Here is a 17,783-nt window from a genome sequence, read left to right on the forward strand (position 1 = left end):
CCCGCCTTCCTTTACGCCCGGAGATCCTTAACGGTCCAGCTCGCCATCGAGAATGCTGAACAGCTCATCAGCCGATGCTGTTCCGAGGTCTTCGGTATCCGACTCCGAATTCCTGCCCCACTTAGTGAGGAGCCCGCGTAGGCGCGTGGAAACGACGGCCGCCTCGGCATCGGCCCAGTCAATGTCCGACAGGGCCGCTTCCAATTTGTCGATCTCGCTCATGATGCCCTGCGCAATGGTCTGCGGAGCCCCGTCGATCTGCTTGAGCAGAACGTTGGCAATGGCCGCTGGAGTCGGATGGTCAAAGACCAGAGTGGTCGGCAGACGTAGTCCGGTAATGTTGCTGAGCTGGTTTCGGAGCTCGACCGCGGTGAGGGAGTCGAAGCCCAACTCCTTGAGCGCTCGCCTCTCCTCGATACCGTACGGATCGGTTCGTCCCAGCACCGTGGCGACGTGGGTACGGACCATGTCCAGCACCAGCCGCTCCCGCTCTTCCGGAACGACCATGGCGACCGAGTCGCGCCACTCGGTGCCTGGGCCACTGCCATTCCCGGCCGCTGCCTTGCGAACCGGCCTGCGCACCAGCTGCCGCAGCACCGGCGGTACGGGCATCGACCGGTCCCGGAACGCCTTGAGGTCCAACCGCACAGGCAGCACCGCAGCACGGTCCGCGTGCATCGACCGATCAAACAGCGCCAAGGCATCCTCAGTGGCCATCGGAATGATCCCCAACCTGTCCATGCGGGCGAGATCTGTCTCGTTGAGGTTCTGGGTGATTCCGCTGGCCTGTGCCCACAGGCCCCAGGCGAGGGATACGGCCGGCAGGCCGTGGGCGTGGCGGTGCTGGGCGAGGGCGTCGAGGAAGGCGTTGGCCGCCGCGTAACTCCCCTGCCCACCGGCCCCCAGGGTGGCCGCGGCAGAGGAGTACAGCACGAACGCCTCCAGGCCCATGTCCCGGGTCAGCTCATGCAGATGCCAGGCCGCGTCCACCTTCGGCGCCAACACTCGCCGGACACGTTCCTCGGTCAGCCCCTCCACGACACCGTCGTCAACGATCCCCGCGGTGTGCACCACGCCCCTGAGCGGCACCTCCGCCGGAACACCAGCCAGCAGCTCACGTACCGCTTCGCGGTCGGCCACATCACAGGCGGCCACGGTGACCGACGCCCCAGCCGCCTCCAGCTCAGCCACCAACTCCGCCGCCCCCGGGGCATCCGCGCCCCTACGGCTGGCCAGCAGCAAATGCTCCACCCCACGCTCGACCACCAGATGCCGGGCCACCACACCCGCCAACACACCCGACGCCCCCGTCACCAACACCGTCCCACCCGAGACCAACGGCACAGACGCCCCAGAGGCCGTCGCGGGCTTGATCACGCGGGACAAGCGCGGGACCAGGACAGTGCCACCCCGGACCGCCAGCTGCGGCTCCTCACCAGCAGCGAGGGTCCGCACCACCGCATCTGCCGCAACAGCGCTGATCTCGCTGCCGTGCTCAGGGTCATGGTCCAGGAGGAAGAACCGGCCGGGATTCTCGGTCTGCACCGACCGCAACAAACCCCACACCGGAGCCTGCACCAGATCAGCCACATCCTCCCCCATCTCCGTAGCGACCGCACCACAAGTGACCACCACCAAACGAGAGGCAGCCAACCGCTCCTCACCCAGCCACGACCGCACCGAAGACAGCACAGTGGAAAGCGACTCCCGCACCCGAGCGGCCAAGCCGTCGCCTGTACTCGTCGGGCAGGACAGGACCACCGTCTCGGGTACCGACTCACCCTCATCGAGCGCGCTGATCAGCGCGGGCACATCCACATAGCGCCCGTACGACCCACCCGCGCGGACCACCGCCTCACCCAGCCCCGGATCCCGCCCCACGACCGCCCACGAACCCCCAGCAACAGCCGGAGCCAACGTGGCCACCGGCTGCCAGTCCAGCTGGAAGAGGGAGTCATAACGACTGGTCTGGGCCGCCTGCAGCTGCTCGGCCGAAATGGGCCTCAAGGCCAGGGATTCGATGGAAATCACCGGCTGACCCGCCGCATCCGCCACTTCCAGCGCCACCGCATCCGACCCCGCCCGGGTCAACCGCACCCGCACCACCGACGCACCCGAGGCATACAACCGCACCCCCGACCACGCAAACGGAATACGCGCCGCCCCCTCATCCTCATCCGAAGCGATCAACGCCACCGCATGCACGGCCGCATCCAACAACGCCGGATGCACCCCAAACCCCTCCACCTCACCAACCCGCTCCCCCGGAAGACGAACCTCAGCAAACACCTCCTCACCACGCCGCCAAACCGCCTCCAACCCCCGAAAAGCCGGACCATAATCAAACCCACGCTCAGAAAAACGCTCATAGAACGCATCCAGATCAGCCACCACCGACTCCGCACCCACCGGCGGCCACTGCTCCAACCCCACCCCACCCACACCAACCGGCTCCCCCGCCACCAACGAACCCGTCGCATGGCGCACCCACACGGCATCGGCCGCTTCAAGGCGAGATTGCACATAGACGCTGTGCAAACCGTCTTGTTCCGCCTCGCCGACCACAACCTGAAGCTGGACACCACCCCGCTCCGGAAGGGACAACGGATCCCCGAGAGTGAGCTCCTGGATTCCCTCGCATCCCGCACGATGCGCAGCGGTCAGCGCCAACTCGGCCAGCGCAGCCGGTGGCACCAGCACCGACCCCAGGACCCGGTGGTCGGCCAGCCAGGGATGGGTCTCCAACGAGATACGTCCGGTGAGGAGATGTCCTTGATCCGCAAGGGGGACTGCGGCTCCGAGGAGCGGGTGTTCAACGGTTTCCAGGCCGAGGCCGGTGGCGTCGGTTGCCGCGGGCGGAGCGTCGAGCCAGTAGCGCTCCCGCTGGAAGGCATACGTGGGCAGGTCCAGCATCGGTGCGCGGCCGTCTACCGCAGCACTGTCGTCCGTGGCCACCGGGCCGAGCGCAGGTGCCCAGTCAACGGCCACCCCGTTGACATGCAGTTGAGCGAGGGAGGTCAGGACCTGCCGGAGTGTGTCCTGGTCGCGGCGCAACGTCCCGGTCACCACCGCCTGACCACCAGCGGCCTCCACCGCCTCCTCCACACCCACCGTCAACACCGGATGAGCACTGACCTCAACAAAGACCCCATAGCCATCGGCGACCAGGGCATCCACCGCCTCGGCGAAACGCACCGGCCGCCGCAGATTCCGGAACCAGTACCCGCCATCCATCTCCCCGGGCGACACCCACTGCCCAGTCACCGTCGACAACAACGGCACCCACTCGCCACCATCCCGAGGACTCAAGCCATCCAGAACCTCGGCCAGCTCGCTACGGATCTGCTCAACCTGCGTGGTGTGGGAGGCATAATCCACCGGGATCCGGCGTGCCCGCACCCCCTGCTCCTCACACACAGCCCGCACCCGCTCCACCGCCAGCGCAGGCCCGGCCACCACCACCGAACCAGGACCGTTGACCGCCGCCACCTCAACCCCAGCCCAGACACCGCCCTCAATCCACCCCACGGCCTCCTGCTCGGAAACGGCCACCGACAGCATCCCGCCCAGACCAGCCAAACGCTCACCGATCAACCGCGACCGCAACGCCACCACCTTGCACGCATCCTCCAACGACAACAGACCCGCCACATACGCAGCCGCCACCTCACCCTGGGAATGACCCACCACCGCCGCCGGCTCCACACCAAACGACCGCCACACCCCCGCCAAAGCCACCATCACCGCAAACGACACCGGCTGCACCACATCCACCCGATCCAACGACGGCGCCCCCACCTCCCGCCGCAACACCCCCCGCACCGACCAATCCACCCACCCCGACAACACCCGCTCACACTCAGCAATCCCCTCAGCAAACACCACCGACTCATCCAACAACCGCGCACCCATACCCACCCACTGCGCACCCTGACCAGGGAAGACAAACACCGGCCGACCCACCCCCGACCGCACACGACCCACCACACCACCACCAACAGCAGCCCCACCTTGCGCCAGACCCACAAGCCCAGCCTCAAGCTCCGCCACATCCGAACCAAGGACGACTGCGCGGTGCTCGAACACCGCGCGGGAGCTCACCAGACCACGCCCCACACCCACCGCATCCACGCCACCACCATCAGCCTGGGCAGCGCTGAGGAACTCCAACAGTCGGCTGGCCTGAGCCGCCAACGCACCCGCACTACGCCCCGACACCACCCACGGCACCACCGCAGGCATCACCACGGGCGCCACGACTTCACCAGCAGACTCCTCCGCCGGTGCTTCCTCGATGATGACGTGAGCATTGGTCCCCGACACGCCGAAGGAAGAGACCCCAGCCCGCCGCGCCCGCTCCCCACGCGGCCAAGCCACAGCCTCAGCCAGCAACTCCACGGCGCCCGCGTCCCAGTCCACATGCGATGACGGCTGGTCCACATGCAAGGTGCGCGGCAGCACCTCCTGGTCCAAGGCCATGACCATCTTGATCACACCACCCACACCGGCGGCCGATTGGGTGTGACCGATGTTCGACTTCAGCGACCCCAACCACAACGGCCGACCACCCTCACGCTCCCGCCCATAAGTAGCCAGCAGCGCTTGTACCTCGATCGGATCACCCAACCGGGTCCCGGTCCCATGCCCCTCAACGGCGTCCACGTCCGCCGCCGACAGCCGGGCGTTGGCCAGTGCCTGCCGGATCACCCGCTCCTGCGACGGACCATTCGGCGCCGTCAACCCATTCGACGCACCATCCTGATTCACCGCGGAACCACGCACCACCGCCAACACCCGATGCCCACGCGCCCGCGCATCGGACAGCCGCTCCAGCAACAACACACCGACGCCCTCACCCCAGCCCGTGCCGTCCGCCGCCTCCGCATACGCCTTGCACCGCCCGTCCGCCGACAGGCCACGCTGACGGGAGAACTCCACAAACGTCCCCGGAGTCGACATCACCGCCACACCACCGGCCAACGCCATCGAACACTCACCACTACGCAACGCCACACTCGCCTGATGCAACGCCACCAACGACGACGAACACGCCGTATCCACCGTCACCGCCGGACCTTCGAGCCCGAAGGTGTACGCCAGGCGCCCCGACGCCACACTCCCAGCACTCCCCGACCCCAGATAACCCTCAAGATCCGCCGGAAGCGCCGTCAGCCTCGAGGCGTAGTCGTTGTACATCACCCCCATGAACACACCCGTCGCCGACCCACGCAGCCCACCCGGATCAATCCCAGCCCGCTCCATCGCCTCCCACGACGCCTCCAACAACAACCGCTGCTGCGGATCCACCGCCAACGCCTCACGCGGCGACATCCCAAAAAACTCCGCATCAAAATCCGCCGCCTCATGCAGAAACCCGCCCGACCGCACATACGACGTCCCCGCATGCGCCGGATCCGGGTCATACAACCCCTCCAGATCCCAACCACGATCAACAGGAAAACCGGAAATGGCATCCGTCCCACCGGCCACCAAATCCCACAACTCCTCCGGCGAAGTCACACCACCCGGATACCGGCAGCCCACCCCCACAATCGCGATCGGCTCCGCATCCACACCCACCACAGCCGGCACCACAACAGCAGCATCCGACCGCACACCCGCACCCAACTCCTGGTCGAGGTAAGAGGCGACAGCGCGTGGGCTGGGATGGTCGAACGCCAAGGTGGTCGGGAGTCGAAGCCCGGTGGCCGCCCCAAGCTGGTTACGCAGTTCAACCGCGGTCAGGGAGTCGAAGCCCAAATCCTTCAGCGCCCGGTCGGCGTCGATTCCAGCAGGGTCCGCATGCCCCAGCACCGTCGCCACATGGGAACGAACCAACTCCAGCAACAACCGCTCACGCTCCCCCGACGCCACACCCGCCAACCGATCCCGCCACGCACCAGACCCATCACTCCCCACCGCAACCCGGCGCACCGCACCCCGCACCACATTCCGCAACAACGCCGGAACCAACACACCACCACGCCCACGAAACGCCCGCACATCCACACGCACCGGCAACACCACACCACGCCCCACACCCTGAGCGACATCGAAAAGGGCGAGACCCTCTTCGGTGGTCATGGGGGTGATGCCGGTGCGGTTCAGGCGCGCGTGGTCCTCGTGGTCCAGGTGGCCGGTCATTCCGCTGTCCTGTGCCCACAGACCCCAGGCCAGGGACACAGCGGGCAGACCCTGGGCCTGGCGGTGCTGAGCCAGAGCGTCCAGGAAGCTATTGGCCGCGGCGTAATTGGCCTGCCCGGCATTGCCCAGCACACCCGCCGCCGAAGAGAACAGGACGAACGCCGCCAAGTCCATGTCCCGGGTCAGCTCATGCAAATGCCAGGCCGCATCCACCTTCGGCGCCAACACCCGCGCAATCTGCTCCTGGCCCAAGCCCTCCACGGTCGCGTCATCCAGCACACCCGCGGCATGCACCACACCCCGCAACGGCGCCTCCGCCGGAATACCGGCCAGCAACTCACGCACCGCATCACGATCGGCCACATCGCACGCGGCCACGGTGACCGACGCCCCAGCCCCCTCCAGCTCGGCCACCAACTCAGCCATCCCCGGGGCGTCCGGGCCCCTGCGGCCAGCCAGCAGCAGATGCTCGACCCGATGCTCGGCGACCAGATGGCGGGCCACCAACCCGCCCAGCGTCCCCGTGCCACCAGTGATCAATACCGTCCCCGGACCCTGCCACCTGCCGACCCGCTCTACGGCCGCAGCTCCACTCACCCGTGCCAGGCGGGCGCACCGCACCACATCCCCACGCACCGCGAGCTGCGGCTCACCACACGCCACCAACCCACCCACCACACCAGCATCAAGACCCACACCACCACCACGCTCACCCGCGACGACGTCAGCAAGCACGAACCGATCCGGATGCTCAGCCTGCGCACTACGCACCAGACCCCACACCGCCGCACCCGCAAAACTACCCACCCCCTCACCCGGCTCCACCACCACCGCACCACTGGTCCGCACCAACAAACGACTCCCCGACCACCGCTCATCCCTCACAAACCTCCCCAACACCGCAGCCGTCTCACCCACCACCCGATGAACCCCACCCACCACACCACCAGAACCCTCATCCCCATCCACCGGAACAGTCAGAACCACCACATCCGGCACCACCCCACAACCCGCCAACCGCTCCAAACCCACCACATCCCCACCCGACAACGACGCCACCACCGGCCCCACCACCGCACCCCGCACCACACCCGCAGCAACCCCCTCCCACTCCACCCCAAACAAACAATCCCGACCCGCACCCACCACCGCCAACTGCCCCACCGACACCGACCGCACCATCAACGACTCCACCACACCCACAAACCGACCACACTCATCCGCCAAATCAACCGCAACCTCATCCACACCCACCGACCGCACACCCACCCGCAACCGAACAACACCCCCACCCTCCAACCGCACACCACTCACCGCAAACGGCAACCTGACCCGCTCCAACCCCTCACCCGAACCCCCCCCACCCACCATCAACAACACCTGAAACGCCGCATCCAACAACGCCGGATGAACCCCAAAACCCCCACCATCAACCCCCTCCGGCAAACACACCTCCGCAAACACCGCATCACCCAACCGCCACGCCACCCGCACACCCTGAAACAACGGCCCATACTCATAACCCCGACCAGCAAACCCCGCATAAAGCTCATCCGGATCCAACGCCATCGGCTGGGCACCGGCCGGCGGCCACTGTTCGAGCACCGCCTGGTGCTGCTCGTCTTGCTGCGGGACACCGAGCAGACCGCTGGCGTTCCGGGTCCATCCCGACTCGGCAGACGTTTCCCCAACCTCAACGCGGGAGTGGACAGAAACCGGCCGGAAGCCCGACGCATCGGCTTCTTCAACGGCGACCTGGACCTGGACACCGCCCTGCTCGGGCAGAACCAGCGGCGCCTCCAGCGTCAGCTCCTCCAGTCGACTGCAACCAATGTGTTCACCGGCGCGGGTCGCCATCTCCACCAGCGCCGCTCCGGGCACCAGCACCGCCCCCATCACCTGGTGGTCGGCCAGCCACGGATGTGTCTGCAGCGACAGCCGACCCGTGAGCAGGACCGCCTCGCTGCCAGCAGTGTCGACTGCGGCTCCGAGGAGCGGGTGTTCAACGGTGTCCAGGCCGAGGGCGGTGGCATCGGCTGCGTCGGGCGGAGCGTCGAGCCAGTAGCGCTCCCGCTGGAAGGCATACGTGGGCAGGTCCAGCATCGGTGCGCGGCCGTCTACCGCAGCACTGTCGTCCGTGGCCACCGGGCCGAGCGCAGGTGTCCAGTCAACGGCCACCCCGTTGACATGCAACTGGGCCAGGGAAGTCAGAACCTGCCCAAGGGTGTCCTGGTCACGGCGCAACGTCCCGGTCACCACCGCCTGACCACCAGCGGCCTCCACCGCCTCCTCCACACCCACCGTCAACACCGGATGAGCACTGACCTCAACAAAGACCCCATAGCCATCGGCGGCCAGGGCCTTCACAGCCTCGGCGAAACGCACCGGCTGCCGCAGATTCCGGAACCAGTACTCATCGTCCATCTCGCCCGGCGACACCCACTGCCCAGTCACCGTCGACAACAACGGCACCCCACGACCATGGGGAACGGCCGGAGTCAGGCCATCCAGAACCTCGGCCAGCTCGCTACGGATCTGCTCAACCTGCGTGGTGTGGGAGGCGTAGTCCACCGGGATCCGGCGTGCCCGCACCCCCTGCTCCTCACACACAGCCTGCACCCGCTCCACGGCCTGCGCAGGTCCGGCCACCACGACCGAACCGGGACCGTTGACCGCGGCCACCTCCACCCCAGCCCAGACACCGGCCTCAATCCGCTCCGTCGCCTCCTGCTCGGACACGGCCACCGACAGCATCCCGCCCAGACCAGCCAAACGCTCACCGATCAACCGCGACCGCAACGCCACCACCTTGCACGCATCCTCCAACGACAACAGACCCGCCACATACGCAGCCGCCACCTCACCCTGGGAATGACCCACCACCGCCGCCGGCTCCACACCAAACGACCGCCACACCCCCGCCAAAGCCACCATCACCGCAAACGACACCGGCTGCACCACATCCACCCGATCCAACGACGGCGCCCCCACCTCCCGCCGCAACACCGCCTGAACCGACCAATCCACCCACCCCGACAACACCCGCTCACACTCAGCAATCCCCTCAGCAAACACCACCGACTCATCCAACAACCGCGCACCCATACCCACCCACTGCGCACCCTGACCAGGGAAGACAAACACCGGCCGACCCACCCCCGACCGCACACGACCCACCACACCACCACCAACAGCAGCCCCACCTTGCGCCAGACCCACAAGCCCAGCAGTCAGCTCCTCCACATCCGAACCAAGGACGACTGCGCGGTGCTCGAACACCGCGCGGGAGCTCACCAGACCACGCCCCACACCCACCACATCCACGCCACCACCATCAGCCTGGGCAAAGCTGAGGAACTCCAACAGTCGGCTGGCCTGAGCCGCCAACGCACCCGCACTACGCCCCGACACCACCCACGGCACCACACCACCACCAGCGGAAACCACCTCCACACTCAAGGCTTCCTCTGCCGACGCCTCCTCAAGAATGACGTGCGCATTCGTCCCCGACACACCGAAAGAAGACACACCAGCCCGCCGCACCCGCTCCCCACGCGGCCAAGCCACAGCCTCAGCCAGCAGCTCCACCGCGCCCGCATCCCAGTCCACGTGCGAAGACGGCTGATCCACATGCAACGTCCTCGGCAGCATCTCCCGGTTCAGGGCCATGACCATCTTGATCACACCACCCACACCAGCAGCAGCCTGCGCATGGCCGATGTTCGACTTCAACGACCCCAGCCACAACGGCCGGCCGCCCTCACGCTCCCGCCCATAAGTAGCCAGCAGCGCCTGAGCCTCGATCGGATCACCCAACCGGGTCCCGGTCCCATGCCCCTCAACGGCGTCCACGTCCGCCGCCGACAGCCGGGCGTTGGCCAGCGCCTGCCGGATCACCCGCTCCTGCGACGGACCATTCGGCGCCGTCAACCCATTCGACGCACCGTCCTGATTCACCGCAGAACCACGCACCACCGCCAACACCCGATGCCCACGCGCCCGAGCATCCGACAACCGCTCCAGCAACAACACACCCACGCCCTCACCGAACCCCGTGCCATCCGCCCCCTCGGCGAACGCCTTGCAACGGCCGTCCACCGACAGGCCCCGCTGTCGGGAAAACTCCAGGAAGAGACCCGGGGTGGACATCACCGTCGCTCCACCGGCCAAGGCCATCGAGCACTCACCACTGCGCAGCGCCGCACTCGCCTGGTGCAAGGCGACCAACGACGACGAACACGCGGTGTCCACCGTCACCGCCGGACCTTCGAGCCCGAAGGTGTACGCCAGGCGCCCCGACGCCACGCTTCCCGCACTGCCGGAGACCAGGTAGCCCTCGAGCTCACCCGGAAACTTCCTCAGCCTGGAGGCGTAGTCGCTGTACATCACGCCCATGAACACGCCCGTGGCCGACCCGCGCAGCTCAGTCGGATCGATCCCGGCCCGCTCCATCGCCTCCCACGACGCCTCCAACAACAACCGCTGCTGCGGATCCACCGCCAACGCCTCACGCGGCGACATCCCGAAGAACTCCGCATCGAAGTCCGCGGCATCGTTCAGGAAGCCACCGTCGAGGGCATAGCTCTTCCCCGCGCGGTCCGGGTCGGGGTCGTACAGGGCCTCCAGGTCCCAGCCGCGATCGACCGGGAAGCCGGAAATGGCGTCCGTTCCACCGGCCACCAACTCCCACAACTCCTCGGGCGAAGTCACACCACCCGGATACCGGCAGCCCACCCCCACAATCGCAATCGGCTCCGTGTCCACGCCCACCACAGCCGGCACCGCGACGGCGGCATCCGAGCGCTCGTCCGCGCACAGCCGACCGTCCAGATACCTGGCGATGGCCGAAGGCGTGGGATAGTCGAAGACCAGCGTGGTCGGGAGTCGAAGTCCTGTCGCGGTCCCGAGCTGGTTACGCAGTTCGACCGCGGTCAGCGAGTCAAAGCCGAGATCCTTCAACGCGCGATCGCCATCCACGGTGTCCGCGGTCGAGTGGCCCAGCACCTTGGCGATGTGAGTACGAACGGTGGCGAGGATGAGGTCGTACCGCTCGGCGTCGTCGAGATCCGCCACCCGCTGCTGAAGAGTCGTTGCCGCCGCGACACCCGCGCGACGTGTCGGGGACTTCACCAGCCCTCGGTACAGACTCAAGAGGGTGCCACCGTTCGCCACATGCCTCTGAACCGCCGCAAGCGAGAGGCGGGCCAGGAGGAGCGAAGGGTGATCGGCCTCGACGGCCGTGTCGAGCAGAGCCAGGCCTTCCTCGGTGGTCATGGGGGTGATGCCGGTGCGGTTCAGGCGCGCGTGGTCCTCGTGGTCCAGGTGGCCGGTCATTCCGCTGTCCTGTGCCCACAGACCCCAGGCCAGGGACACAGCGGGCAGACCCTGGGCCTGGCGGTGCTGAGCCAGAGCGTCCAGGAAGCTATTGGCCGCGGCGTAATTGGCCTGCCCGGCATTGCCCAGCACACCCGCCGCCGAAGAGAACAGGACGAACGCCGCCAAGTCCATGTCCCGGGTCAGCTCATGCAAATGCCAGGCCGCATCCACCTTCGGCGCCAACACCCGCGCAATCTGCTCCTGGCCCAGACCCTCCACGGTCGCGTCATCCAGCACACCCGCGGCATGCACCACACCCCGCAACGGCGCCTCCGCCGGAATACCGGCCAGCAACTCACGCACCGCATCACGATCACTGGTGTCACAGGAGCGGACCGTAACCCGGCCGCCCAGCTCCTCGATCTGTTCACACAGCTCCGGCGCTCCCGGTGCATCCAGGCCGCGACGGCTGACCAGCAGCACATGCTCTACGCCTTGCTCGGCGACCAGATGGCGGGCCACCAACCCGCCCAGCGTCCCCGTGCCACCAGTGATCAGCACTGTCCCCGGACCCTGCCACCTGCCGACCCGCTCTACGGCCGCAGCTCCACTCACCCGTGCCAGGCGGGCACACCGCACCACATCCCCACGCACCGCGAGCTGCGGCTCACCACACGCCACCAACCCACCCACCACACCAGCATCAAGACCCACACCACCACCACGCTCACCCGCGACGACGTCAGCAAGCACGAACCGATCCGGATGCTCAGCCTGCGCACTACGCACCAGACCCCACACCGCCGCACCCGCAAAACTACCCACCCCCTCACCCGGCTCCACCACCACCGCACCACTGGTCCGCACCAACAAACGACTCCCCGACCACCGCTCATCCCTCACAAACCTCCCCAACACCGCAGCCGTCTCACCCACCACCCGATGAACCCCACCCACCACACCACCAGAACCCTCATCCCCATCCACCGGAACAGTCAGAACCACCACATCCGGCACCACCCCACAACCCGCCAACCGCTCCAAACCCACCACATCCCCACCCGACAACGACGCCACCACCGGCCCCACCACCGCACCCCGCACCACACCCGCAGCAACCCCCTCCCACTCCACCCCAAACAAACAATCCCGACCCGCACCCACCACCGCCAACTGCCCCACCGACACCGACCGCACCATCAACGACTCCACCACACCCACAAACCGACCACACTCATCCGCCAAATCAACCGCAACCTCATCCACACCCACCGACCGCACACCCACCCGCAACCGAACAACACCCCCACCCTCCAACCGCACACCACTCACCACAAACGGCAACCTGACCCGCTCCAACCCCTCACCCGAACCCCCCCCACCCACCATCAACAACACCTGAAACGCCGCATCCAACAACGCCGGATGAACCCCAAAACCCCCACCATCAACCCCCTCCGGCAAACACACCTCCGCAAACACCGCATCACCCAACCGCCACGCCACCCGCACACCCTGAAACAACGGCCCATACTCATAACCCCGACCAGCAAACCCCGCATAAAGCTCATCTACGTCCACGGGAACGGCCCCAGGAGGAGGCCAGCTGGCTCCGCTCAGCACCTCGGAGACGGGCTCCGCATCAACCGTCGCGCAACTCGACCCCGTCGCATGGCGCTTCCAGCCCTGATCGACATCATCGGAATCCATCCGCGAGTGAATGCTGAACTCGCGCCGACCGTCCTGTTGGACCTCCCCGACGACCACCTGTAGGTGAACGGTCTCCCCTTCGGGGACTGCGAGAGGTGCTTCAAGGGCGATGTCTTCTATGCCCTGTTGGCCAACGTGCGTCACCGCGTGCATCGCCAACTCGATCAGCGCGGCCCCCGGCACCAGCACGGTTCCCCAAACCTGGTGGTCGGCGAGCCATGGGTGTGTCTCCAGCGAGATGCGTCCGGTGAAGAGCTGTCCACCTTCGGCGAGCGGGACCGCGGCTCCCAGGAGAGAGTGTTCAAGAGCCTCCAGGCCCAGACCACTGGCATCGACCGCCACAGTCGGAGCATCGAGCCAGTAACGCTCCCGCTGGAACGCATACGTCGGCAACGACACCAACGCCCCACCACCCGACCCGGCCACCCCACCCAGAACGGGCATCCAGTCAACGGCCACCCCATTGACATGCAACTGAGCCAGGGAAGTCAGAACCTGCCCAAGAGTGTCCTGGTCACGGCGCAACGTCCCGGTCACCACCGCCTGACCACCAGCGGCCTCCACCGCCTCCTCCACACCCACCGTCAACACCGGATGAGCACTGACCTCAACAAAAACCCCATAACCCTCGGCGACCAGGACATCCACCGCCTCAGCGAAACGCACCGGCCGCCGCAGATTCCGGAACCAATAACCCCCATCCATCTCCCCGGGCGACACCCACTGCCCAGTCACCGTCGACAACAACGGCACCCACTCGCCACCATCCCGAGGACTCAAGCCATCCAGAACCTCAGCCAGCTCGCTACGGATCTGCTCAACCTGCGTGGTGTGGGAGGCATAATCCACCGGGATCCGCCGCGCCCGCACCCCCTGCTCCTCACACACAGCCCGCACCCGCTCCACCGCCAGCGCAGGCCCGGCCACCACCACCGAACCAGGACCGTTGACCGCCGCCACCTCCACCCCAGCCCAGACACCGCCCTCAACCCACCCCACGGCCTCCTGCTCGGAAACAGCCACCGAAAGCATCCCGCCCAGACCAGCCAAACGCTCACCGATCAACCGCGACCGCAACGCCACCACCTTGCACGCATCCTCCAACGACAACAGACCCGCCACATACGCAGCCGCCACCTCACCCTGGGAATGACCCACCACCGCCGCCGGCTCCACACCAAACGACCGCCACACCCCCGCCAAAGCCACCATCACCGCAAACGACACCGGCTGCACCACATCCACCCGATCCAACGACGGCGCCCCCACCTCCCGCCGCAACACCCCCCGCACCGACCAATCCACCCACCCCGACAACACCCGCTCACACTCAGCAATCCCCTCAGCAAACACCACCGACTCATCCAACAACCGCGCACCCATACCCACCCACTGCGCACCCTGACCAGGGAAGACAAACACCGGCCGACCCACCCCCGACCGCACACGACCCACCACACCACCACCAACAGCAGCCCCACCTTGCGCCAGACCCACAAGCCCAGCCTCAAGCTCCGCCACATCCGAACCAAGGACGACTGCGCGGTGCTCGAACACCGCGCGGGAGCTCACCAGACCACGCCCCACACCCACCGCATCCACGCCACCACCATCAGCCTGGGCAGCGCTGAGGAACTCCAACAGTCGGCTGGCCTGAGCCGCCAACGCACCCGCACTACGCCCCGACACCACCCACGGCACCACCGCAGGCATCACCACGGGCGCCACATCCCCACCAGCAGACTCCTCCGCCGACGCCTCCTCAAGAATGACGTGCGCATTCGTCCCCGACACACCGAAAGAAGACACACCAGCCCGCCGCACCCGCTCCCCACGCGGCCAAGCCACAGCCTCAGTGAGCAGCTCGACCGCCCCCGCATCCCAATCCACATGCGAGGACGGCCGATCCACATACAACGTGCGCGGCAGCACCTCACGGTTGAGGGCCATGACCATCTTGATCACACCACCCACACCGGCGGCCGACTGCGTGTGACCGATGTTGGACTTCAACGACCCCAACCACAACGGCCGACCGTCCTCCCGGCCCTGCCCATACGTAGCCAGAAGCGCCTGGGCCTCGATCGGGTCACCGAGCGTCGTGCCCGTCCCATGGCCCTCGACGGCATCCACGTCCGCCGTCGTCAGCCGCGCGTTGGCCAGCGCCTGCCGGATCACCCGCTCCTGCGACGGACCATTCGGCGCCGTCAACCCATTCGACGCACCATCCTGATTCACCGCAGAACCACGCACCACCGCCAACACCCGATGCCCCTTCGCCCGAGCATCCGACAACCGCTCCAACAACAACACACCCACGCCCTCGCTGAACCCGGTCCCGTCCGCCGCGTCCGCGAACGCCTTGCACAGCCCGTCCACGGCCATGCCGCGCTGCCGGGAGAACTCCAGGAAGAGACCCGGGGCCGACATCACCGCCACGCCACCGGCCAGGGCCATCGAGCACTCACCACGGCGCAGCGCCGCACTCGCCTGATGCAAGGCGACCAACGACGACGAACACGCCGTGTCCATCGAAAGCGCCGGGCCCTCAAGACCGAGCACATACGCCACTCGGCCGGAGGCGACACTCTGCCGGCTGCCGTTGAGCAGGTACCCCTCGAGCTCACCCGGGAAGGTGCTCAGGCGCGAGGCATAGTCGTTGTAGATGACGCCGAAGTAGACCCCGGTCGGGGTGCCGCGCAGCTCAAGGGGGTTGATTCCGGCGGTCTCGATCGCTTCCCACGACGTCTCCAGCAGCAACCGCTGCTGCGGATCCACCGCCAGTGCCTCACGCGGCGACATCCCGAAGAACTCCGCGTCGAAGTCCGCGGCATCGTGCAAGAACCCGCCCTTCCGCACATACGACGTCCCCGCGTGTGCCGGATCCGGGTCGAACATGTTCTCCAGGTCCCAACCGCGGTCGGCGGGGAAGTCCGAGATGGTGTTCCGGCCGTTCGCCACCACGTCCCACAGCTCATCGGGAGAGCTCACCCCACCGGGGTAGCGGCAGGCCAGACCCACGATGGCGATCGGGTCGTCGGCATCCCGCCGGTCGTCGTCCTCCGTCGCGCCAGCCGAGGCGTGGGAAACGTCAGCGACGTCGCCCACGATCCGGGTCCTCATATAGCGCGCCAGCGCCGCCGGGTTCGGGTAGTCGAACAGTGCCGTCGACGGGAGGCGAACCCCTGAACGCTCGGTCAGGTTGCTGATCAGCTGCTGACGCTTCTCCCGGTAGACCCCGAGAGAGCGGAAGGAGGCCTGCTCGGCGATGTCTTCTGGGCTGCGTGAGCCGAGTATCTGAGCGATCTCTTCACGTACCAGGGCGAGCACTATCTCGAACTGCCGCTTTTCGGACGCATCAGAGAGTCGATCGCGCAGCTCAGCATCCGTGAGTACTCGCCTATCCCGCACAGCAAACCCTTCCAACGCCACCGGAATTACGCCATGTCAGATGTGGACAGCCCGCCAGTCGTCCAGCCGGAAACCGGCCAACGGACTCTCAAGGGATCGTGCCAAAAGTGCCGGAACAACTGGGCTCCGACCTCAGTCAGGTGCCTGATTCACCGAATTTGTTCACTGAGAGATGCGCTCCGCGACGAAACGGGCGACATCGGGCAGCTGCTCGGTGAGGTAGAAGTGGCCGCCTGGGAAGACCATCAGCTCGAAATCTCCGGTGGTGTGCTTTCCCCAGTCCTCCGCCTCATCAGAGGTCACTCGCTCATCGGAGACACCGATAACGGTGGAGATAGGGCATGTGACCCTGGTGTCGGGAGTAACCACATAGCCTTCGATCGCCTTGTAGTCGCTGCGGATGGCGGGCAGGATGACGCGAAGGGCATCCTCATCGGCGAAGATCCCGGAGTTCGGACCGTTCAGCGCCTTGAGGTCCGCTATGAGCTGGGCGTCGTCCGTGCGGAGCTTCTCGTCACGGTGTCGTGAGGGAGCGGGGCGGGCCGATGCGAACAGCCATCGCGGGCTGATCCCGTCCTTCTCTTCGAGGCGTCGCGTCACCTCGAATGCCAGTACCGCGCCCATGCTGTGCCCGAAGAAGGCCAGCGGACGGTCGTCGAGGGCCCGCACATCCTCGAAGATGAGGTCGGCCATTTCCGCAACGCTGTCTATGCACGCGTCCCGGTGACGGTCCTGCCTTCCCGGATACTGAACGGCCAGGACTTCCGCCGATACGTTCAGCCCTCTTGCGAAGGGAAAGAAGAAGGTGGCGGCGCCACCCGCATGAGGAAAGCAGATCAGTCGGACGTCTTGAGGAGACTCGCCTCTCCGAAAGCGGCGAAGCCAACGCCCAGGGCGTACCTCGGCTGCACCCACGTGCTCCATCCCTTCAATGACCGGTTCCGGCGACCGCACAGTGGTACCCCATGCCAGTAGCCGAAAGGGCTCGGATGAACGGACCCACCCCCGCTTCACAGCCTCCGCCCAAAAACATTTTCGACGCTACAAGCCATCCGCCAATCAGAGAAAGGGTCATCTCTGCACAGGCCAACTGGTGGCCATGGCACGGATGCACAGGTGCGTGCGGCACGGACGGTCGTGACCAGCGGACACGGCCATGCGGACGCATTGGCCACGAGCGGACCGGGCCCCCTTCCCGGGCG

At 66.7% G+C, this 17,783-nt stretch carries 2 protein-coding genes; both read right to left on the reverse strand.

What is annotated here, in order from left to right:
- Positions 1-27 precede the first annotated feature (27 nt).
- Positions 28-16,500 (reverse strand): type I polyketide synthase, encoded by a 16,473-nt coding sequence (locus LIV37_RS51720; protein WP_276063792.1) that lies wholly within the window; start codon positions 16,498-16,500, stop codon positions 28-30.
- Positions 16,501-16,743: 243 nt separating this feature from the next.
- Positions 16,744-17,505, reverse strand: coding sequence for a thioesterase II family protein (locus LIV37_RS09840; RefSeq protein ID WP_121825645.1), 762 nt, complete (start codon positions 17,503-17,505; stop codon positions 16,744-16,746).
- Between the last annotated feature and the right edge of the window lie 278 nt (positions 17,506-17,783).

Origin of the sequence: Streptomyces rapamycinicus NRRL 5491 (assembly GCF_024298965.1) — a bacterium.
Lineage (GTDB): Bacteria > Actinomycetota > Actinomycetes > Streptomycetales > Streptomycetaceae > Streptomyces > Streptomyces rapamycinicus.